At 35.0% G+C, this 21483-nt stretch carries 20 protein-coding genes; 5 read left to right on the forward strand and 15 right to left on the reverse strand.

The genetic code is table 11. The features are described from left to right. Positions 1-192 precede the first annotated feature (192 nt). From P6N22_RS10160 to P6N22_RS10170, 3 genes are all read left to right on the forward strand, one after another. A complete protein-coding gene (locus P6N22_RS10160) occupies positions 193-717 on the forward strand; it encodes a thioredoxin fold domain-containing protein (RefSeq protein ID WP_280332637.1) in 525 nt (174 codons plus the stop codon). Continuing rightward, positions 714-1148 carry an MOSC domain-containing protein gene (locus tag P6N22_RS10165; RefSeq protein WP_280332639.1) on the forward strand — a complete coding sequence of 145 codons (435 nt, stop codon included), beginning with the start codon at positions 714-716 and terminating at the stop codon, positions 1146-1148. Before P6N22_RS10160 ends, P6N22_RS10165 begins: the two co-directional genes overlap by 4 nt. Positions 1149-1222: 74 nt before the next feature. Then, a complete protein-coding gene (locus tag P6N22_RS10170) occupies positions 1223-1969 on the forward strand; it encodes a DUF4395 domain-containing protein (RefSeq protein ID WP_280332641.1) in 747 nt (248 codons plus the stop codon). Between the two features lie 21 nt (positions 1970-1990). Here the strand turns inward: P6N22_RS10170 and aroC are convergent, their stop codons facing one another. The 9 genes from aroC to P6N22_RS10215 form a co-directional block, all read right to left on the reverse strand. Then, the gene (gene aroC / locus P6N22_RS10175) at positions 1991-3064 is read right to left on the reverse strand and encodes a chorismate synthase (RefSeq protein WP_280332642.1); all 1074 of its coding nucleotides are present in this window, start codon (positions 3062-3064) and stop codon (positions 1991-1993) included. Further along, entirely contained in the window at positions 3065-3745 is a 681-nt protein-coding gene (rnc, locus tag P6N22_RS10180; protein WP_280332644.1) for a ribonuclease III, read from the reverse strand. A 7-nt stretch (positions 3746-3752) separates the two neighbouring features. Further along, complete coding sequence (gene rnhA / locus P6N22_RS10185; RefSeq protein WP_280332646.1) at positions 3753-4181, reverse strand: ribonuclease HI; 429 nt, start codon at positions 4179-4181, stop codon at positions 3753-3755. Next, complete coding sequence (locus P6N22_RS10190; RefSeq protein WP_280332648.1) at positions 4156-5202, reverse strand: tetratricopeptide repeat protein; 1047 nt, start codon at positions 5200-5202, stop codon at positions 4156-4158. The genes rnhA and P6N22_RS10190 overlap by 26 nt, the downstream gene beginning before the upstream one ends. 2 nt (positions 5203-5204) lie before the next feature. Continuing rightward, positions 5205-5669, reverse strand: a complete 465-nt coding sequence (locus tag P6N22_RS10195) for a hypothetical protein (protein ID WP_280332650.1) — start codon at positions 5667-5669, stop codon at positions 5205-5207. An 81-nt stretch (positions 5670-5750) separates the two neighbouring features. Beyond that, entirely contained in the window at positions 5751-6818 is a 1068-nt protein-coding gene (locus P6N22_RS10200; protein WP_280332652.1) for a YeiH family protein, read from the reverse strand. 65 nt (positions 6819-6883) lie between these two features. Then, positions 6884-10417: a DUF748 domain-containing protein gene (locus P6N22_RS10205; protein ID WP_280332654.1), complete on the reverse strand. Its 3534-nt coding sequence runs from the start codon at positions 10415-10417 to the stop codon at positions 6884-6886. Positions 10418-10472: 55 nt separating this feature from the next. Further along, a complete protein-coding gene (gene ccoG, locus P6N22_RS10210) occupies positions 10473-11915 on the reverse strand; it encodes a cytochrome c oxidase accessory protein CcoG (protein WP_280332655.1) in 1443 nt (480 codons plus the stop codon). 36 nt (positions 11916-11951) lie between these two features. After that, complete coding sequence (locus tag P6N22_RS10215; RefSeq protein ID WP_280332657.1) at positions 11952-12587, reverse strand: recombinase family protein; 636 nt, start codon at positions 12585-12587, stop codon at positions 11952-11954. A 207-nt stretch (positions 12588-12794) separates the two neighbouring features. Here P6N22_RS10215 and metH point away from each other — a divergent pair, with 207 nt between their 5' ends. Continuing rightward, positions 12795-16277 (forward strand): methionine synthase, encoded by a 3483-nt coding sequence (metH, locus tag P6N22_RS10220; RefSeq protein WP_280332659.1) that lies wholly within the window; start codon positions 12795-12797, stop codon positions 16275-16277. Between the two features lie 3 nt (positions 16278-16280). Here the strand turns inward: metH and P6N22_RS10225 are convergent, their stop codons facing one another. The 3 genes from P6N22_RS10225 to P6N22_RS10235 are packed head-to-tail and all read right to left on the reverse strand — an operon-like array spanning position 16281 to position 18865. Then, complete coding sequence (locus P6N22_RS10225; RefSeq protein WP_280332661.1) at positions 16281-16925, reverse strand: HAD family phosphatase; 645 nt, start codon at positions 16923-16925, stop codon at positions 16281-16283. 1 nt (position 16926) lies between these two features. Further along, the gene (locus P6N22_RS10230) at positions 16927-17343 is read right to left on the reverse strand and encodes a secondary thiamine-phosphate synthase enzyme YjbQ (protein ID WP_280332663.1); all 417 of its coding nucleotides are present in this window, start codon (positions 17341-17343) and stop codon (positions 16927-16929) included. A 13-nt stretch (positions 17344-17356) separates the two neighbouring features. Then, entirely contained in the window at positions 17357-18865 is a 1509-nt protein-coding gene (locus tag P6N22_RS10235) for a YifB family Mg chelatase-like AAA ATPase (protein WP_280332665.1), read from the reverse strand. Between the two features lie 140 nt (positions 18866-19005). Here P6N22_RS10235 and P6N22_RS10240 point away from each other — a divergent pair, with 140 nt between their 5' ends. After that, positions 19006-19728 (forward strand): 2OG-Fe(II) oxygenase, encoded by a 723-nt coding sequence (locus P6N22_RS10240; RefSeq protein WP_280332667.1) that lies wholly within the window; start codon positions 19006-19008, stop codon positions 19726-19728. A 5-nt stretch (positions 19729-19733) separates the two neighbouring features. Here the strand turns inward: P6N22_RS10240 and def are convergent, their stop codons facing one another. The 3 genes from def to P6N22_RS10255 all read right to left on the reverse strand — a co-directional run. Next, positions 19734-20255: a peptide deformylase gene (def, locus tag P6N22_RS10245; protein WP_280332668.1), complete on the reverse strand. Its 522-nt coding sequence runs from the start codon at positions 20253-20255 to the stop codon at positions 19734-19736. Between the two features lie 7 nt (positions 20256-20262). Beyond that, the gene (locus P6N22_RS10250) at positions 20263-21321 is read right to left on the reverse strand and encodes a GGDEF domain-containing protein (protein WP_280332669.1); all 1059 of its coding nucleotides are present in this window, start codon (positions 21319-21321) and stop codon (positions 20263-20265) included. A gap of 12 nt (positions 21322-21333) precedes the next feature. After that, the coding region (locus tag P6N22_RS10255) for an ATP-dependent Clp protease proteolytic subunit (protein WP_280332671.1) at positions 21334-21483 on the reverse strand (150 nt) is incomplete at its 5' end.

Consider the following 21483-nt stretch of genomic DNA (forward strand, 5'->3'; position numbering starts at 1 on the left):
ATCTTCGCATTCTCTTTAAAAGGAATCGGTGCTAAAGGTGATGAAGTTCAAATCGTTGCTGTTGATAGAAAAGGTAACACATTGAAAGGGAATGGTAAAATTAAATAATTTTACTCTTCTTTCCCCTTCAAGGGGAACCTTCTTCTTCCTATAATATCTCTCTCATATAATATACAAACAAGGTTTATTTTAATGTCAAAAAAATTTTTTATAACTATCCTATCTATTTTTATAAGTTTACAATTAGAATTATTTGCTGAAACAATTAACCTAGATAAAGCAGCAATTGAAACAAAAACAACAAACAAAAGCCCTATGGTGTATCTTCATAGAACTGGTTGCCCATATTGTGAAAAGCTCGAAGAATTTACGTTTGACGACGAAGATGTACATAACTATATAGAAAAAAACTTTAATTTCATCGTGATCAATGTCTCTTTCACTGAAGATGTAATAATCTATCAAGGTGATAAAATGACCCCTAGAGAGTTTGCGATACAAATGGGATATAACTTTTTCCCTTCTGTACTTTTTTTAGATGATTCAGGAGAGCTAGAACATGCCAGTGTAGGATATATTGAAGAGAAAGATTTCTTACTCATCTTACAGTACATGAAAACAAATGCATATAAAACAATGACAATTGATGAATATAAAAAGAAAACAGGCTATATAGATGAAAATACTCATCTTATAGATAAGAGACAAAAGCTATGAAAACAGGTAAAGTTTTAAAACTATTTACTACATGTAATGATGAAAAGAAAACTAGAATCTCACCTGAATCTATCAATGTAGATAATGAAGGTGTCTTAGAAGACAAGTTTCATGGAAAAGATCTTCTTCGCTCAGTATTAATTGCATCTGTATATAGTTACGAATTGGCAAAAAAAGAAGGTATAGATATTGAATATGGTCTTTTAGGAGAAAATATTTTAGTAGATATCAATCCTTATTCTTTGTTACCTGGGCAACAACTTCAAATCGGTGAGACCACTTTAGAAATTACACAAAACTGTACATTGTGCAAAGGACTATCAAGTGTAGATTCTAAGCTTCCAAAAGTTTTAAAAACAGATAGAGGCATCTTTGCTAAAGTAGTTAGCGGTCGTTCAGTAATAAAAATTGGAGATGTGATAACTATTTGATATTATTAATTTTATTTATATAAAATTGATGTTACACTCACTTATAAGCTGATAAAGTCACAAAAGGATATATATTGAACTTACAAAGTTTTTTATGGGACTACGGAGAAAAAGTTCCTGGATATGATGTTACTGTCATGAATGAAAGAGAAGCAAGAGCAGCAGCAGGGATACTAGGAACACTTGGCATGATTGTTATCTTTGTTGGTATAGGATATAACCATATCATAGTTGCACAAGTATATTTAACATTTTTATTTCTAGACTTCACTATAAGACTTTTTACTCCAAAATATGCTCCATCTTTACTTATGGGTAAATATATGGTTCGCAACCAAAAGCCTGAATATGTAGGAGGTTTACAAAAACGTTTTGCATATACACTTGGTTGGCTTATCTCACTTCCTTTAATGTGGTGGTTCGTTCTACACTGGGAGATCACTTTCTATAAAGTTATGCTCTGTGTAGTTTGTCTTTTACTTACATTTTTAGAAAGTGCTTTTTCTATCTGTGTAGGATGTATTATTTACAAATGGATTACGAGAAAAGACCCTCAACACTGTCCAGGTGGTGTATGTGAAGTGCGTGTTAAAGAACCTATTCAAACGTTTAATCCAATGCAAGCTATCATTGCTTCTTTAGCAGGTATCGGTCTTATTGTTGGAACGTATCTCTTCTTAGCTTATGAAGAGCCTAAAACATTTTTCGGTGAGTTTCTCCATGAAGCAGTGCTAACAGATGCACAACTCCAAGCAGAAAAAGATGCAGCATATGAAAAAGAGATGTCAGCAGAGTTTGGAGATGAGGACGAAGAGGAATAATAATCCTCTTATCCTTTTCTACTATTTATAGTACTTAATAACCCCATCCATCTTTGAACCCATATTTAATAAAACCATATCTGCAATTACTAAAGCAGCCATAGCCTCACAAACAATAGTCCCACGAATCGCAACACAAGGATCATGACGTCCTTTAAGTGAGAAGTCTACCTCTTCATTTGTCGTAGTAATCGTATGTTGTTCTTGAAAGATTGACGGGGTAGGTTTGAAATAAACGTTTAGAACAATATCATCTCCGTTACTGATTCCACCTAAAATACCACCTGCATGGTTTGATTCAAAACCTCTTGCACGAATTTGATCATTGTTTTGTGATCCAAGAGCTTTTGCACTTATACATCCATCACCTATTTCAACAGCTTTAACAGCATTAATACCCATCATAGCATCAGCAAGGACACCGTCAAGTTTATAATATAATGGTTGCCCTAGCCCTATAGGTGCATTTTTAACTACTACACGACTTACACCGCCGACAGAGTCATGTCTATTTTTTGCTTCTAAAATAGCGGCTTTTTGTGCCTCTTCTACATCAGAATCAAGTGCATAAATAATACTATCTTTTACACCTTCATAGTTGTATTGTTTTGCTTGGATCCCTGCAACTTCACTGATACCGCTTAAAACTTCAATACCTAACTCTTTTAGCATTAGTTTTGCGATTGCTCCTGCAGCTACACGTGCAGCAGTTTCTCTAGCCGAACTTCTTCCACCGCCTCTATAATCTCTTAATCCGTATTTATGAAAGTATGTAAAATCGGCATGACCTGGACGAAAAACATCTTTAATGTTTGAATAGTCTTTTGATTTTTGGTTTGTATTGTAGATAACCATTGCAATAGGTGTCCCCGTTGCTTTACCCTCAAATACACCGCTTAGTATCTCTACTTTATCAGCTTCTTTTCTTGCCGTTTCAAATTCACTTTTACCAGGTTTTCTGCGATCAAGTTCACTTTGGATAAATGCTTCATCTATCTCTAGACCTGCCGGTACACCGTCTAATATACAGCCAAGTGCAGTTCCATGAGACTCACCAAACGTCGAAAATCTTAATTTTAATCCGAAACTATTCAATTATTTGTCCTTCTTTAACATATCTACTGCAAATTTTGCCGCTTCTTGCTGAGCTATTTTTTTACTTTTTCCAACAGCTCTTGCATACTCTTTTTCTTCAATATATACACCCACTTCAAACTCTTTTTTATGATCAGGTCCACGTGATGCAAGTACTTTATATTCAGGCGTAATACCAAAACGAGCCTGTGTAAGTTCCTGTAATGTCGTTTTAAAGTCTCTAAAGAGAGAATCTAGTGAAATCTCTTCATGATTCTCTTCAATGAGTTTTATCGCTATCTCTTGAACCTTTTCCAAACCGGCTTCAAGATAAATAGCACCCATTATTGCTTCAAATGCATTAGAAAGAAGAGAAGACTTCTCACGTCCACCGTTATTATCTTCTGCATTTGAAAGTAATATATAATCACCCAAATTCAGAGCTCTGGCCAATTTATCGAATCCCGTTTCATTTACAAGTGAAGCTCTGATTTTTGAGAGTTTTCCCTCATCAGAGTTACGGAACTTTCTAAATAGGTACTCCCCCACTACAAGGTCAAGTACCGCATCGCCTAAAAATTCTAAACGCTCATTATCGTAGGGCTGTTTATAGCTTTTATGTGTCAGCGCTTCGATAATGAGATTTTTATCTTTAAACTCATATCCTAACTTTTTCTCTAACGTATCTATTTTTTTGTGCATTGTATCCTCATTGTAAATTTTTGACTGCTTCCGCAGCGTCTCTGGCAAGTTTATCACACCGTTCATTTTCAATGTGACCATCATGCCCTCTTACCCAAGTAGCATTTATTTTATGTGGTTTTGAGACCTCTATATATTCCTGCCACAGATCAGGATTTTTGACCTTTTTAAAGTTTCTTGCTATCCAGCCTTCCAGCCATTCATTAATCCCTTTGACCACATAAGATGAATCACTAATGATCTCTACGTCACAAGGTTCTTTTAGTGCTTTTAAGCCTTCAATTACACCTCGAAGTTCCATTCGGTTATTCGTAGTATGTTGTTCACTTCCGACAATCTCTCTTTCTTTGTCACCGTAACGCAAAATTGCTCCAAAACCACCAGGTCCAGGATTACCTAATGCACTTCCATCACTGAAAAGAGTTACTTTCTTCACCAAATTCCCTAATATAATCTTTAGTAAGTGCAATGTCTATAGTTGCACTGTCAATAGCATGACAGGCACTACAGCGATTAAAAGCAAACGGGTAAGTCCCTTTACAACTTGAGCACACATATTCAAAACTGAGCGTTGCATTTGCTTTTTTATCCAGCTTTATCAAAACATCTAATTCAAAAGTTGAACTTGATTTTGCTAAATTCAGATCACCTCTTGCACTATAAAGTTCTCTTAAATAACCGCTTTGTGAAATTATATCTAAATTCAACTCTTTAGGATTTAAATTCCACAATACTTGTACCAGAACTTCGCTTTTTGAGTGATCCAAATTTTCCCAAGCCAGTTTTTGATCGACACGGAAAAGATATTCAAAAATCATATAGATCAAGTTATGATTTTCTCTATATATAACCAAAAGTTTCTCACACTTGATCTCATCTGATAGTTTGTTGTCGTTTAAAATACTCAAGGCCTGTAAATATTCACGATCCAACGATATGTCTTCACCCAGTTCATCTAAAGGTTCTAAAACCTCTAAAGCCGACTTATAATCTTTCATTTGTTCATGCACTAACAAAAGGTAATGTAAGGCTTCCGGTGTCCGAGGATATTTTTTTAGTATCTCTAAAAAGATCTGTTTTGAACGTTCTAAAAATCCTGCACGGAAATATGTCTTTCCTAGTAAAAACATTGTTTTTTTAGTATCTGTCTCTTTACTTACCTGTAAAATCTCATTATAAATTTCTATCGCTTTTTCATAATCACCGTTTTTATAATAAGCATTTGCGAGTAATAACCAAGACTTCTGAGACAGTGCACCGCTGGAGATCAGTACTTGGAGTTCATTTTTTGAAGGGAGTGTTCGAAACTGTTCTACGAACTTATCTATATCTTTTGAATCCTCTTTTCTTCTGTATCTTCCCCACCAGTAAGATATAAAAGTGATTGCAAAGACTATGGAGAAAAAAATAATAATAGAGAAAAGCGGATCACGAAACTCTATAAAAAAACTACCCATCTTTAATACACCACAATACCGTAATCATTTTTAAGGTTATAAAAAGTGCACTCCGGAGTAATTTCAAGATCTTTTGTACGTCCCAATTGGACAATTGCATTTCTGGGTACTAAAATACCGTTTTCTTTAAAGAACTTTTTGATGTTTACAAACTTTACGTCTTCAACAAATTTATACTCAAACTCTTTATAAAATCTCATCTTATCAGTTAAAAAAATATGTTCGTTTACATGAAGCTGATCGGAAGCATATTTAATCGGTAGATAGCCTGAAAGATCTGTTAAAATCTCTTCAACATGCTGATGTTTCTCTGGCAATGTATTTTTTTGAATAAAAAGATATTTATTGTTGAGTTTAAGTGTGTTGGAATTTTTCCAATATTTGTATGCAGGATTAGAGATGCCGAGCTTACCGTAAACTTCGCGCCACAGCCAAAAAGAGTTAAGCGTATCCGGTAAAGCTGACATATCTTTTTCCCTTCTTTCAATCTATTTGTTAGATTATATACTCTTTTTTCAAATAGATCTATTAAAAGGGTTTGTTAACTATTAAGAAAAAGTTGCAACAACAAGTTTAGTTACGATAAATCCACCAACTACAAGCCAAACGAACATTGCACCAGCAGTATAAAGAGGAGCTAAACCTAAGCCTTTAAATTTAGAGAAAATTGTTCCCATACCAAGAGCTGTCATAGCCATAGTTAAAAGAAAAGTATCGATCTCATTAATAACACTAACGATGTTAGTTGGTACTAATTGAAGCGAGTTAAACCCTGCCATACCGATGAAGTAAACAGCAAACCATGGGATAACAAGTTTTACACCGCCTGCAGCTGAACCAGTTTTCTTAGCAGCCATTGAAAGATAGATTCCTAAAAGAATAAGCATAGGAGCGATCATAATAACACGTGTCATTTTTACGATTACAGCTGAGTTTGCCATATCTGTCGGAGCACCTTGGATTGATGCAGGAACTGCAACAACTTGCGCAACTTCGTGAATAGTACCACCAACGTAAATACCAAACTCTTGAGGAGTCATATGTAGAAAGCCGGTTGCCGGTTCAATAATTGCTGCATAAAGTACAGGATAAAGGAACATTGAAATTGTCCCAAATAATACAACCATAGAAACCGCAACAGCTGTTTTATGTCCCTCAGCTTTTAGAACCGGTTCAGTTGCTAAAACTGCTGCTGCACCACATACTGAAGCACCAGAAGCCGTAAGCATTGATGTATCTTTGTCCATTTTAAAAATTTTATACCCTAGGTATGAACCTAAAATAAACGTTGTTGCAAGCATAATAAGTGATACCATAAAACCACTCATACCCACATCCATAATCTCTTGGAATGTAATTCTAAAACCGTAAAAAACGATAGCAAAACGAAGAATCTTTTTCCCTGAAAATGTTATACCTGTCCCCCACGCACTCGGCACATGGTTATGTAAAGTATTTGCATAAAATATACCTAATACGATACCGATTACCAGTGGAGATATTCCTAATGATTTAATTGCTTGTAAATCTGCAATCATAGTTGCTGCTGCTGCAAAAATAGCAACAAATATAATTCCAGAGATTGTACCTTTTCGATTTTCTTTTGAAAATGCCATAATCTCACCCTTATTGAAATTTTTAATTTTATTTAAAAGGCGCCATTATAACAAAAACACTTATGCTAATTGTTTACTTTTACTTCCAATCTATTTTTTACAATACTTTCAGAGCTTTCATCAATCCCCTCTACAGGCATAATTTCAAGTCTATTTGGAGACATTAACTTTTCTTCTATGAAATAATTTTCAATTATAGTTTGTCTTTTTTTTGCCAATGCATCTAATTCTTGCTGCGATACTTGCTGGATCTCGATATCTAATGCCAATAACTCTTTTTGATATACTCTTTGAAAATCTTCATCTTTATACTCTTTTTCCAGTTTTTCCTGCAATTGATCAAGCTTATCATCATCACGTAGGTCTTCGTAAATATCTTCAAGAAGATCGATTGTCAGTGCATTTTCTCTTTCGTTAATATTTTTAACACCACTTTTTTCAACAACAATTGCAATCAGTTTTTCCCTCTTCAATGCGAACAAATCTGCTTTTTTATCGTATGTCGCAGATATACCAAGATTGATTTTAGGACGTTTCATCATCATTTTTACGATATTGTCAAGCTTTTCTCTTTGAGATGGTGTAATCACTGCTTTTCCATCTTCAAATTCTATGTAAGAGAGTTCTTCACCGTCAATGCCCATCATAGAACCAAGCAATGCAAATGGAGCTGTTACAGCCTTTGTTACTAAGTTTGAAAACACTTTCCAAACTACCGTGCCGTATTTAAAATCAGGTGCATCCACATTTCCCTCAACAGGTAAATCCAGGTCGATAATCCCTTCATTATCTTCTAAAAGTCCTATAACAAAACCAAGTGGCAGATGTGTCACATTTTCATCTTCGATCTCATCACCCAGCTTTATTTTATTAATAATTACGTTATTTGAACCTTGCATTTGCGAGTTCATAATGTCATATCCAAGGTCTAAATAAAGTTTCCCTGAATCAATTTTATACCCTGCAAAAGTTGCACTGTAACCGCTCATAGCACTCAGTTCTAGATTTTTAAAATTAAAATCCAAATCAGTGTAAAGTTTCGGACTTGAAGCATCTATACTTCCCACAAGTGTTGTTGAACCATATTTATCAACTTCCCCTAAGATATTTACGTAACTTGTCTCACCCGGTTTAGAAGAAAGAACATAAATAACACCGTTTAAATCATGAATGTGTGTCTGAAACTTAATAGGTATAGAAAAATCGGCAAATTTTGCACTTCCGTTTGTAACATTTACTTTCACGATTTTAGCGTCAAACGGCTCACCTTTTTCCTTTTTCAATTCAGAGGTATTGGTATCTGCTTTTTTACTCAATTTTGCAAAATTAAGCGTTTTATTTTCATCTACAAAAGCATCCACATAAAAAGCATCTATATCTACCTCATCAACAAACAGTCTGTCAGGAGAGAGTTCATAGGTAAATTTTTTCACATCAAGTTTGTCAAGAGAGAATAAGAGTTCATTGTCTTGTGAATTATTAATAAAAAGAGAATTAAGAATTAACTTTCCATTAACAATTAAGTCTGGTCTCTTTGTTGATTTTGCATAGCTTGTTGTCCCTTTTAGAGCCAGCTTGCCATCTTCAATTTTCACATATGCCGCTTCATTTAGATACGGGTTGATATCTTCTAAAGAGATATTTTTAAGATTAAATCTTCCACTTTGTTTAAGCGGTGTATGACGCAGTTTGCCATTTGTATAGACTTGACCTTTTTTATTAACCCTCATAGAAGTTTTATATGTCAACCATGTGTTTTTATTACTGTCTATATTTAGAATCTGTACATTTATATTTGAAAGAGTCTGTTTTGCTTTTTGTTCAAGAGCACTGTCTGAAAAATTCACCTGCGCGTTATTGAGGTCAAACTCCTCTACATTCAGATGAAAGCTGCCCTCTTTTTCTTTTTTTGATGTTTGTTTAGCACTTTTTTTCGGAACTACAAGATTTTCAATGTTTAATTTTCCATTGTTATATCTTTGTAAATAACTTTTAAAACCGTTTAAACTGATTTGTTTAACACCTAGTTCCTCTTTGTTCAAATCAAAATTTATGCCGTCAAAAATAAATGAGTCAAAATTTAATAACTTCTCTTTTGCACTTCTTTTACTCAGTTGAAAATTATTTAGTGACAGTTGTGAATCATCTAAAAATATATTCACAGTATTATTATTTTCCTCTGCACGAAAATTCAAATCTACACCTGTTAGCAAAGAGTCCAGAGATACGTTATAACGCTTTAGAGAGCTTTTTGCCGCTTGATCTATATATGGATTATAGTGGGTAACGTCAAAATCTTTACAGATCACACGTGAAGAAAGTTCTAAAGGTTTTTGTACAATCCTACCACCGATTTTACAAGAAGCTGTATCATTAATAAGTGTAGATAATTGATATGAAAACGGTTTTTCAGAGTTTACAACAATGTTTTTTGCTCCAAGTCGAAGATCACTGATTTTACTTATAACAGGCTTTTCTAATGTGTAATCGGTAAACGTTGTAGAAATTTTTTCTAAAGCCACATCATCAATTGCTATATTCCAACTTTGTGATTCACTTACCGTTTGGTTTTGCTCTTGTTCTTCCTCTGATGATTGAGGAATAAAATATTTTGGAATATCAATTTCCCCGTTTTTCAATCTATTGAGATTGATATGTAAAGTATTGAGTCCTATATCTCCTATATGAAGCTTTTGTTTCATAGGCAACACATCTACATTATTTACATGAAAATTTTCTAATAAAATAATATCCTGTGATTTATCTTTAGGTTTAATTCTTAACTTATTCACTGCAAAATTGAGATTATCAATTTTTGTTTCATCTAGCTTGTCCAGATTTAAACTATAGTCGGCATTAAAAGAAGCCCTGCCGTCAGCAACTTCAAAATTCACCATATCCTTAATATAGCTCCACTCTGTGTAAAGCTGACTTGCCTTAAAGTCTATATGTCCATGTAGTGCAAAAGGTTTAAATCCGTCTATCTCTGTCTTTATCTGTAAAAAAGCTCCATCACCTAAATTTGAATAAAATGCTATAACACCGTTACTGCTATTAAAGTCGTTTGTATCTACATCTTTTAATTCAAAATCCAATTGATCAAAAGTAAAATGAAACGGAGTACTTCTCGTCAAATCCGTATAATCTATCTGAGCATCATCTACTTTGATTCTACCTAGTTTTATCCTAGGCATTGTGGAGTTTGTTTCTGCTGTTGGTTCACTCTTTGAAGATGTTTTCAAAATGTTTAAAAGATTAAGAGTTTTATCTTGATTATTGACTACATAGATATGGGGTTCACTAATTTCTAGTTTTGCAATATTGATCGTAGAATATAAAAGAGAATATATATCAAAGTCTAAAAACAATGTATCAATACTCAGTAGTGGCTTTTCTTGAAGATCGGAAATTTTTAAACCTGAAATTTTTGTTTTAAAAAGAAAAGGGTTAATATAAATTGATGCAACAGAAGCTTTAGTATAAGTATTTTGCTCAATCAATTTCGGGAGTTGCGCTTTTACGATAAAAGGGAGGACTAAAAAACCAAATACCGCATAAGCGGCAATCACATAAAAAAGAAACTTTTTAACTTTTTTCATAAGGATACTCCACACACTATATGTGGAGTATAACTAATTTGGTGTTAAATGTGAATTATTTTACCTGTCTTTGACTTGGATAGATGAATGTCGAATTTCTAAATACTGAGATTTTTTGACTCGGTTTTCCATCTGTACCTAAAGCATATGCATGAATCTTGATAGGGATTATAGTATCTTGAGTTTCATGCTGTGCCAAGTTATCAGTTGTTCTAAGAATTACAATTTTTTTCTTAATTTTTTCCGGAACAACAGTGAATGGTTTTGTAGGTCTAACAACTTCTATTTTACCTTTGAAACCTTCCGGCATAACTACATCAAAATAGTATTTCATAGAATCTTGCTGTGTATTTTGAATTAGGAATGTATAAGCATTATCTACTCTAACTTCACCTGCTTTTTTCTCAATACTGTATGCTTGAGTTTCTTTATTTATATTTAAAAGCATATGCTCTTTTGTCGTTCCCATTAAGCCTAGAATGATAGTAATAATTACTAGAATTGCACCGTATGCTAAAACTTTTGGACGGAAGAACTGAGTTTTTCCTTTTCTATCAACTATTTCATAATCACTTGACCAAGTAACTAGTGACGGTTTTCCAAGTTTGCCCATAACAGTTGTACACGCATCAACACACTCTAAACAGTTAATACATTCTAATTGAAGACCTTTACGGATGTCGATATGTGTAGGACAAACAGTCACACACTTCTCACAAGTCGTACACTCTGCCGTTTCATTTACTGCTAGAAGATCTTTTTGTTTTGTAAACCCTTTATGACCTTCTTGATCATAGATAGTCCCACCACGATACTCATCATATAAAGCCATAACGGTATGTTCGTCATAAAGAACTGATTGTATACGAGAATAAGGACATACATATACACAAAAATTCTCTTTTAAAAATACGATATCGTAAATTAAGAAAACCGCTACAGCAACAACAAAGCCAATCATTACCATATGATCAGCAGGATTATCCAAATATGTAAAAAAGTCTTGCGGCGGAACAAAATACCACATAAAATCTGCACCTGCAAGAAGCGCCAATACTGACCAGATTAAAACTGCAAGTACTTTTTTTACTTTATTCTCCGGTTTTGACATATCCGGCTCTTGTTGTTTGTTAGCTATACGTTTTCTAAGACCTAAAAGCTTTGTCTCTATCAAATCACGATATACGACTCTAAAAATAGTCTGAGGACATAGCCAACCACAAAATACACGTCCACCCACAACTGTAATACCAAAAATACCAATAAAGAGTAACATCAATAAAAACGGCATTAGATACAACTCTTGCATATCAAACTGGATAAAAGCAAGATGTAATTTCATCTTGTCAAAACTTAGTAAAAACAGGTGATTCCCATTTATCTCTATCCAAGGGACAACTATCGATACAATAGTTGCAAAAACGTACATATAGTACCGTTTAAATCTCCATGGTGAAGGAATTACAAAATCCTTCTTTACCGACTCCGCTGCACTCATTCAAACTCTCCTCATCTTAATTGTAGTATGGTCTTTTTAATTCGGACATACAATCGTATTAATTATATGTTCTTCAGCATCTTCTGGCGCTTTTGGCAATAAAGAACCAACAGCCACCTGTTTCAATTCACGCGATTCTATGTAGTCTTTTAAAGAACTTCTACTTACTTTGAGTAAACGTGCTATTTCACTTACACTTTTACCCTCTTTTATATATTGGACAATCTCATTTATGTATGTATCAAACTTAGAACTAGACTTGCTTCCTTTTGGTCTTCCTATAGAGCGTTTTGATTCCTCTTTGAGCTTTTGTCTTAAATGATCCATCAATCCAAGTACCAGCATTGCGCTGCTTCCTTTGGACATTATAACATTTTGCTTAATAAAGTGGACATTAAATTCATTACGTAATAAACATGAAAACATCTGAATAAGATCTTCCATATTTGTCGTTAAAACCCATATATCACTCACAAGCAAAGTAGAACCCATATGTGACTGAAAATATTGTGTCACTTCCGAACGCTCTTCTAAACGCTTATTTTGTGAAGAATAATCAATAAATTCGTCATCAATAACTAACTTGTTAGTAATAGCATAAGAATTGATAAGTTGTAATTGCTCATGAACAGCATCAAAATTTTTTTCAGGTCTAATGTAAGCCAATATCATTAACGGATAAACTCCACATAAATTTGATTTTCATCGTCATTATAGATCTATTTGATGTTAAAAGTCAATAGCTTTTTCTATTTTTTCGTCAATTTTGCTTAAAAAATCGATTTTACCCCTCTAAATACAGAAGTTTTTATAGTTAAAAATGATAAAATAATCACATTTAATGCAAAATATCTACACCAAACAAAAAGATTTATATATATGACGACAAAACAGTATATTTTAGACACAATCAAATCACGCCCGTTGATCATAGATGGAGCGATGGGAACCCAACTACAACAACGTGAAGATCAGATAACGCAAGAAGCATGGGAAGGTAAAGAGGGGTGTAATGAACTTTTAAACGTTACTGCACCTGAGATTATGAATGATATTTTCAATGCCTATCTTACAGCCGGAGCTGATCTGATCACTACAAATACGTTTGGGTCATTTGCTTGGGTGTTAGATGAATACGGTATTGCAGATCGTGCTTATGAGCTCACTCGTGCTGGTGCCGAATTAGTTAAAAAGAAATGTGAAGAGTTCTCGACACCTGAACATCCGAGATTTTGTTTAGGGTCTATCGGGCCTGGAACAAAACTACCATCACTCGGACATATTACATATGATGAGATGTACAAGGGATATACTGAGTTTTGTTTAGGACTTATTGATGGTGGCGTAGATATTTTCCTACTAGAAACTGCTCAAGACCCGCTTCAAATCAAAGCAGCGCTACACGCATGTCAAGAAGCTTGTCGTCAAAGAGATGTAGAAATTCCAATAATGGTGTCAGTTACGATCGAGCTCAGCGGGACTATGCTAATCGGTACCGATGCAAGTACAATTGCAGCCATTTTAGAACCATTTGACATTATTTCACTCGGTTTTAACTGTGGAACAGGACCTGATCAAGTTGAAAAGCATGTAAAAACACTAAGTGAACTTTGGGGAAAACCAATCAGTGTACACGCAAATGCAGGACTTCCTCAAAACCGCGGTGGATATACTTACTATCCAATGGGGCCTGAAGAGTTCGCAGACAAACAAGAAAACTTTTTACAATATGATGGTGTCAGTTTCTTAGGAGGTTGTTGTGGAACAACCCCTCAACATATCCGTGCACTTGTAAATCGTGTAACTAACAAACAACCAAAGCCTGCAACAGGAAAACAACCTACATCCTTAGCATCTCTGTTTAACACAGTTGCTATCAAGCAAGATCCAGCCCCGCTTCTTATTGGTGAGCGTAGTAATGCAACTGGTTCAAAAGCATTCCGAGAACTTCTTTTAGATGAAGATTATGAAGGGACACTCAGTGTAGGACAACAACAGGTGCGTGCAGGAGCACACCTTCTTGACGTATCTGTCGGTTTTGCCGGACGTGACGAAACAAAAGATATGAACGAGGTCATGGGTCTATATTCACAAAAGATCTCTATCCCTCTAATGCCAGATTCAACCCAATTACCGGCGTTAGAAACTGCCCTTAAAAATATCGGTGGAAAACCAATCATCAACTCTGTCAACCTTGAAGATGGTATCGAGAAGTTTGATGCAGTATGTCAGCTGGCAAAAAAATTCGGTGCTTCCCTAGTATGTCTTGTAATCGATGAAATTGGTATGGCAAAAACTACAGAGCGAAAACTCGAAGTAGCTGAACGTATTTATGAATTAGCTACACAAAAACATGGAATTAATCCAGAGGACTTAGTATTTGACCTTTTAACATTTACACTTGGTAGTGGTGATGAAGAGTATGTTGATGCAGGAATCAACACCATCGAAGCGATCCGTGAGTTTCAAAAAAGACATCCTGAAGTTGGAACTACTTTAGGTCTTTCAAATATCTCATTTGGTTTAGATAAAGATGCAAGACCATATCTTAACTCAATGTTTTTACACCACTGTATAGAAGCAGGACTTACATCGGTAATTATCAACGTAAAACACATCATCCCTATCAATAAGATCTCAAAAGAGGATCAAGAGATTTGTGACAATCTGATCTTTAACCGCGGAGAGGAACCTCTCTTTAAATTCATTGATCACTTTAGTACTAAAGAAGCTGTTGACTCTGAAGCTGAAGATGCAGAATACCTTGCTATGAGCGATGAAGAGAAGATAAAAAAACTTTTAATGGACGGCGATAAAGAGCGTATGATCCCTCTTGTTGAAGAAGCACGCCATAAAATCAAACCGGAAGTGATCGTTAATGAGATCTTAATTGATGCGATGAAAGTGGTCGGTGAGCTCTTCGGTTCAGGTCAAATGCAATTACCGTTTGTACTTCAATCAGCTGAGACGATGAAAAAGACGGTTGATCATCTCAACCCTTACTTACCAAAAGTTGAAAAACAAGTAGACACTACCCTCGCACTTGGAACTGTAAAAGGAGATGTTCACGATGTTGGTAAAAACCTCGTTGATATTATCCTCTCAAACAACGGTTATAAAGTAAAAAACTTAGGGATTAAAGTAGAACTCCAAGAGTTTATCAAAGAGATGGAAGCTGGACACATTTCAGCTCTTGGTATGAGTGGATTACTCGTAAAATCTACACAGGTGATGAAAGAAAACCTTGAAGAGTTACAGCGTCGCGGCATTAAAATCCCAGTTTTACTGGGCGGTGCAGCACTTACTCGCAGCTTTATCGATGATTTCTGTCGTCCAATTTATGATGGTCCAATCTTTTACTGTAAAGATGCTTTTGACGGTGTAACGGCAATGAGCCGTATTGAAGCAGGAAACTTTGACACGAACTTACACCCTGATGCACCGGAAATAGAACATAAAGAAAAAAAAGAGGTAGTTATCCCACCTCTAGCTGAACTTAAAATGCCTGATCGCAATGTGACTGTACCTACACCGCCATTTTGGGGAAGACGTGAAATAAAACTGACTCAACAACAAGTTGAAATGGCTTTTGAATGGATTAACCATAAAATCCTTTTCAAACAAAGATGGGGTTATAACTCTAAGGGTCTCAGCAAAGAAGCGTATGAAAAACAACTAGATGAAGTAGTATGGCCTGCATACGAAAAACTAAAGCAAAGATTCTTAGATGAGAAACTTTTTGAGCCTACTATTCTTTATGGTTACTGGCCTTGTAGAAGTGATGACACCTCACTTCTAATCTTTGATGAATCAGAGGGTTATAACAGCGAAGATCAAATTAATCGTGATCCACTTGATAATGTAATAGGACGCGCAAAAGAGATTCTTACATTCCCTCGCCAGAGTAAACAACCGCACCGTGCCCTTAGTGACTTTTTTCATGCGGACAGACATGACGTTATTGCAATGACATGTGTAAGTGCAGGAGCTAAACTAAGTACCTTAGAAAAGGAGATCTACGATCGAGGTGATTATACGGAGTACTATCAGGTACACGGTCTTGGAGTTGAACTTGCAGAAGCACTAGCAGAAGTAGCTCACAAGCAAATCAGACTAGATCTAAACATAGCAGACAATGAAGGTGCTACACTTGCCGATGTTCAAATGAACAAATACCAAGGTGCTCGTTACTCATTCGGTTATCCTGCATGTCCGGATCTTGAACTTAACCGTCCCCTTTTCAACCTGCTTAAACCTGAAGAGTTTGGAATTGAACTCAGTGAAACATTCCAAATTCACCCTGAGCAATCAACCAGTGCATTAGTTGTATATCATCCTAATGCTACTTATTACAATATATAACTGCTACTCCAAAGAGCCTAAAAGCTCTTGCAGTTCAGAGAATTTATTTATTTTATAACTTGCATCTGAAAAGTCGTGTGTTTTAGTAAATTCATTGTGAACTATTATACACTCAATGCAAGCGTTTACAGCTGAGCTAAGCCCACGCTTTGAATCTTCAACTATGATACACTCCTCTTTTGTCGCACCAAACAGCTCCATCCCTTTTAGATATGGATCGGGATGGGGCTTTGCGCGTGGATAATCCTCGACACATAAAACAAAATCCATAAAATCGGTTATCCCTCGTCCACTATGTGCAAGTTCAAAATCTACCCTTCTCGAAGTAGTCACAATTCCCATCTTATAGTTTTTACTTAATTCTTTGAGAGTATCTACAACACCCTCTATAGCTATATCTTTTGTTTGTATATGCTCTTGATAATACTCGTCCCTTTTTTCTCTGGCAACTATGATCTCCTCTTCGCGTATCCCTATCTCCTCGGCTATAACCCATGCACGCTGACCTTTGGCCATAATCTCCATATAACGCTCGAAAGTAAGCTCTAAGTCAAAAAACTCTTGTAAAGCTCTTTTGCTTGCTTCAAAATACCACATCTCGGTTTCTATTAACACACCGTCGTTATCGAATAATATATATTTTTTCATTTTAATAATGCAGAGTCAAAACCAAGGTTCGACTCCCTCCGTGATCTCTATGCTCACCCAAATAGATCCCCTGCCAAGTTCCTAGATTCATCTTGCCGTTTGATACGGGAATATTGAGTGAGTTCCCTAATAAAGAGCTTTTTATGTGTGCAGGCATATCATCTTTACCTTCATAAGTATGTACATAGTATGGCTTATCATCAACCGTATCGCAAAAAAACTCTTCCATGTCGTCTCTTACAGTCGGATCGGCATTTTCATTGATTGTAAGGGAAGCGGATGTGTGTTTTAAAAATATATGTAATATTCCATCACTTACATTTGAAAAAGATACAAGGGCATTTTCTATCTCTTTGGTTATAAGATGAAAGCCTCTTGTTTTTGGTGAAATTTTTATTGTTTTTTGAAAAATAGACATTCCAAATTATACTCTATCTTCTTCTATAACTCAAAGCCTCTAACATATGTTCGTTTGTTATTACATTTGACTGTACAAGGTCTGCAATAGTGCGTGCTACCTTTTGAATTTTTTTAATACTTCTAAAGCTCAAACCAAATCGTGTTATAGCTGTATCTAAAATATTTTTTGCTTCTTCATCCATTAAACAGAACTTCTCTATCTCATCATCGTTCATTTTTCCATTAAAACTTTTTTGCCCACGCTGTCGTGAAAATATTTGAGCTTCTAGCACCATCTTGTGCATCTGTTTTGAAGTATAAGAGGGTTGGTCATCACTCGAGACATTTTGCATAACTACATTAAGATCGATTCTATCTAAAAAAGGATCACTTAAACGGTTCTTATATCTTTGTATCTCTAACTCATTGCATCGACACTCTTTTGTTTCATCAAGTAGATTTCCACAAGGACAAGGATTCATAGCCCCTACAAATAAAAAATCTGCAGGATAGTTTACTTTTGCATTTACACGAGATATTCTAATTTTTTTATCTTGCATTGGTTCACGTAAAGCTTCTAGTACATTTTTAGAAAAATGGGGAAGTTCATCAAAAAATAAAATACCGTTGTGTGCCAAACCAACTTCGCCTATCTTTGCTTGATAGCTTCCTCCCCCAAAGATGCTTGCAGGAGTTGATGAGTGGTGAGGGTTTTTCATATTTCTTAGCGGTTTAAAGTTCGGCTCTTCCCCCTCTATAACATCTAGTTTGGCAATATCCAAAATCTCTTTATTATTTAATGCTGGCAAGATATAACGAAGTCTATTGGCAATCATACTTTTCCCACATCCTGGACTACCTTCAAGTATAAGATTATGAAAGCCTGCAGCTGCAATAATGGCAGCACGTTTTGCAATATCTTGTCCTTTTACATCACTGAAATCCTCTTTATACTCTTTTATATAATAAAGTTTTTCTCCATCAATCTCAAAGTGTGGATATTCCAAGACACTTGCTGTACTTTCGAGTTCAAGTTTATCTTCTCCTTTTAATATTTCCACTGCTTCATTTAAAGTATCTACCCCGTAAAAAATAATATTTGGTATTTTTTGTAATTTACTGAGGGCTTCTTTAGGTACGATAGCTTTTTTAATTAGATTTTGATTGGCTAAAGAAAGGATGAGAGGATAGAGTTGGATATTCTCTTTTACAACACCGTCTAGACCTAATTCACCAAATATAAACCAGTCATTAAAATCTTTCTCTTCGTCATTAAGTAAAATTAACAAAGCCATGGAAAGGTCAAAATGACTTCCTGACTTTGCAAGCTCTGATGGTGCCAATAAAAACGTAATCCGTTTTGGAGGAAACTTATATTCATTGCTCAGTAGTGCTGACTTAACACGCTCCTTGGCCTCAGTTATTGCAGTTGAAGCCATACCTACAATAGAAAAAGAGGGCAAGCCTTTTGTGAGTGTTGATTCTACATCGACTACCTTTGCTTCAATACCTTCTAATGTTGCACAAAATATCTTTTTCATGACTATCACCTTAGAGAATTTTAAATATACTATCAACCTTTCTCTCATTTCATTTGTTTTATTGCATAATGACATATTTTACTATTGCTTTATTCCAGAAAAAGGTGTACTATTTTCAACTTTATATATTGAGGTTTTAGTTGATCCAAATTAGTGAAAATATCTTTTTAGATAAGCATATTTTTGAGCTTGATATTCCAACAGCTTTTTTACCTAGCCCTTATAAATCTCTACCATTTCTTATTATAAAAAACTTTCTTAAGCCTCATGAAGCCGCTCTTTTTGTAGATGAAGTCTATAAGGATGACGAAGCAGAAATTGCAAAAGTGAAATCGGAAGTTATTCACGGTGTAGTAGAAGCAAAAGTCGTCAAAAAATATCGTGATACGAATATCTATGCTATTTCTGAATTTTTGAACGAGCTCTATCAAGGCAGATTTCAAGAGTATCAAGCGGAGATCGAAGATTATTTCAATATTGCAATGACTCTTTCAACATCTGTTCAAGCACTTGAGTATACAAAAGGAGGCTATTATGTTCAACATGCGGATGATTCAAGTACCGTTATAGATCAAGATAAAAACATAGTTGCCTTTACACCTGTTGCACCTGAACGTAAAATTACAACTGTTTTATTTGCAACATCTTACAGTGAAACACCTGATAACAAACATTCGTTTAAAGGTGGAGAGCTAGTGTTTAATTTTTTAAAAGATCAAGATGGGAACCAAGTAGAATTTAAAGCTGATGCAGGAGATATGATTATCTTTCCAAGTAACCCATACTTTTCACATGAAGTAAAAGAGGTAGAAGCTGGTTATAGACTGACCTTGGTACAATGGCATAATGCCATTCTAAACTAAGAGAGTTATTGTCCTTTACGCTCTTTTTGTAGTCGTTTATACTCTTTTTCAAATTTTTTACGTCTAGCGTATGAGAGTTTATCAATAAACAATATCCCCTCTAAATGATCCATCTCGTGCTGGATCGCAATTGCCAACAAACCGTCAGCTTCTAGGATATTTGTGTTTCCATGTCGATCTTGATAGTTAATCTTGATAGTTTCATGTCTTTTTACATCTTCGTAAAACTGAGGGACACTTAAACAGCCTTCTTGGTAAGTTGTCTCTCCCGCTTTTTCGATGATAACAGGATTAACTATCTCTAATAAATTCTCATCCGGCTGATTTCCCTCTTCATCAGGAATATTTAAAATCAATACGCGGAGAGGCTGTGCTACTTGAATTGCTGCTAATCCAATACCATTTGTTTCAATCATTTTAGGATACATTGCATCTAAAAGATTATGAAGTGCTTCATCAAAAGCTTTCACCTCTTTTGAGATTTCACGCAGTCTTTTATCCGGATATTCAACAATAGTTAAATTCATTCTTTCCCTATCTTAATGAAACAGCGTAATCACACTTTTTATCTTCATAAGCCTTTGCAATACCGTCTAAAGCAGATACAACAATCTCTTCAACAGAATGTTTATTATCTACGTTTGTAATACCGATAGATATTTTTAACTGTATTTCACGATCTGCCAGGAAAAAGTTTGAGTTTGATACTAAATCAGCTAAACGGATTGCCGCACGTTTTGCATTTTCTAAATCTGTATGTTTCAATAACATAGAAAATACACCGCCACCATAGTGAGATACGATATCGCTTCTTCTAGATGTTTTAAGCAGTAGTCTTGCAATAGTACGTGTCATAAGTACGATAGCTTTTTCGTTTTGAACACTTTTTTTCAAACCTTGATCAAGCTCTATCATCATTAAAGAACTTTTATGTTTGAACTCAGAGATTAGGCTGATCTCTTGTTCAATTTTAGTAAGCAGATAACGTTTATTGTAAACACCGAACTTATTATCAAAGATTGTTTCATTTTCAACAGTTTTAACGATAGTTGCCGTCTCGTCATAGATATCTTTCATCTTAGAACTTTGTGTTTTCAAAATAGAGTTCAATTTCGAAACATCACCTTCTAATACACCTATTACACTAAGTGCTTCTTTTGCATCAGGGCTTGATGAAAGTTCCTCTTTTCTCTTTTCAAGTATCTTAGTCATTAGGGCCATATTTTTATATAAATTAGCCGTTACTCCAAGAATACCTTTAATAGATGAAAAACCTTGTTTTAGATTTTGTTCTAAAGCAATAGTAGTCTCATCATCATTGCTCTCTTCAAGTTCTAACATAGAATGTATCTGACGACGAAGATTTTCACTTTTTTCTTCTAATAATCTATCAAAATAGAGTGAAAAATTATTTGGTGTCGGTGGTAAATTATCCGCAATAAGAGATGCTAAGACCTCTTTTGCATAGATCTCAACATCACTTGATGGATTATCAATATCAAAGGGTTGTACTGCAGGCATCTCTTCGGTCTGCTTTGACTCTTCCGCTTCATCTAAATTTCTACGAGTTCTTTTTCTAAGTATGCCTGACATAACAGTTCCCTCCTACTCTTTTTCACTTTTAACGAGCACTTCATCAATCATACCGTATTTTTTTGATTCTTCGGCACTCATGAAGTTATCACGATCAGTATCTTTTTCGATCGTTGCAAGTTTTTGACCTGTATTTGCAGCCAAAATCTCGTTGAGTTCTTG

Origin of the sequence: Sulfurimonas sp. C5, assembly GCF_029872055.1 — a bacterium.
Lineage (GTDB): Bacteria > Campylobacterota > Campylobacteria > Campylobacterales > Sulfurimonadaceae > Sulfurimonas.

Excerpts from the sequence above, each read along its gene's own strand:
- P6N22_RS10235 (WP_280332665.1), bottom strand. The coding sequence starts at position 18,865 with ATGAAAAAGATATTTTGTGCAACATTAGAAGGTATTGAAGCAAAGGTA.
- P6N22_RS10205 (WP_280332654.1), bottom strand. The coding sequence starts at position 10,417 with ATGAAAAAAGTTAAAAAGTTTCTTTTTTATGTGATTGCCGCTTATGCG.
- ccoG (WP_280332655.1), bottom strand. The coding sequence starts at position 11,915 with ATGAGTGCAGCGGAGTCGGTAAAGAAGGATTTTGTAATTCCTTCACCA.
- metH (WP_280332659.1), top strand. The coding sequence starts at position 12,795 with ATGACGACAAAACAGTATATTTTAGACACAATCAAATCACGCCCGTTG.
- P6N22_RS10160 (WP_280332637.1), top strand. The coding sequence starts at position 193 with ATGTCAAAAAAATTTTTTATAACTATCCTATCTATTTTTATAAGTTTA.
- rnc (WP_280332644.1), bottom strand. The coding sequence starts at position 3,745 with ATGCACAAAAAAATAGATACGTTAGAGAAAAAGTTAGGATATGAGTTT.
- P6N22_RS10225 (WP_280332661.1), bottom strand. The coding sequence starts at position 16,925 with ATGAAAAAATATATATTATTCGATAACGACGGTGTGTTAATAGAAACC.
- P6N22_RS10165 (WP_280332639.1), top strand. The coding sequence starts at position 714 with ATGAAAACAGGTAAAGTTTTAAAACTATTTACTACATGTAATGATGAA.
- P6N22_RS10195 (WP_280332650.1), bottom strand. The coding sequence starts at position 5,669 with ATGTCAGCTTTACCGGATACGCTTAACTCTTTTTGGCTGTGGCGCGAA.
- P6N22_RS10200 (WP_280332652.1), bottom strand. The coding sequence starts at position 6,818 with ATGGCATTTTCAAAAGAAAATCGAAAAGGTACAATCTCTGGAATTATA.
- def (WP_280332668.1), bottom strand. The coding sequence starts at position 20,255 with ATGAATTTAACTATTGTTGAATATCCGGATAAAAGACTGCGTGAAATC.
- P6N22_RS10250 (WP_280332669.1), bottom strand. The coding sequence starts at position 21,321 with ATGTCAGGCATACTTAGAAAAAGAACTCGTAGAAATTTAGATGAAGCG.
- P6N22_RS10215 (WP_280332657.1), bottom strand. The coding sequence starts at position 12,587 with ATGATATTGGCTTACATTAGACCTGAAAAAAATTTTGATGCTGTTCAT.
- P6N22_RS10230 (WP_280332663.1), bottom strand. The coding sequence starts at position 17,343 with ATGTCTATTTTTCAAAAAACAATAAAAATTTCACCAAAAACAAGAGGC.
- P6N22_RS10190 (WP_280332648.1), bottom strand. The coding sequence starts at position 5,202 with ATGGGTAGTTTTTTTATAGAGTTTCGTGATCCGCTTTTCTCTATTATT.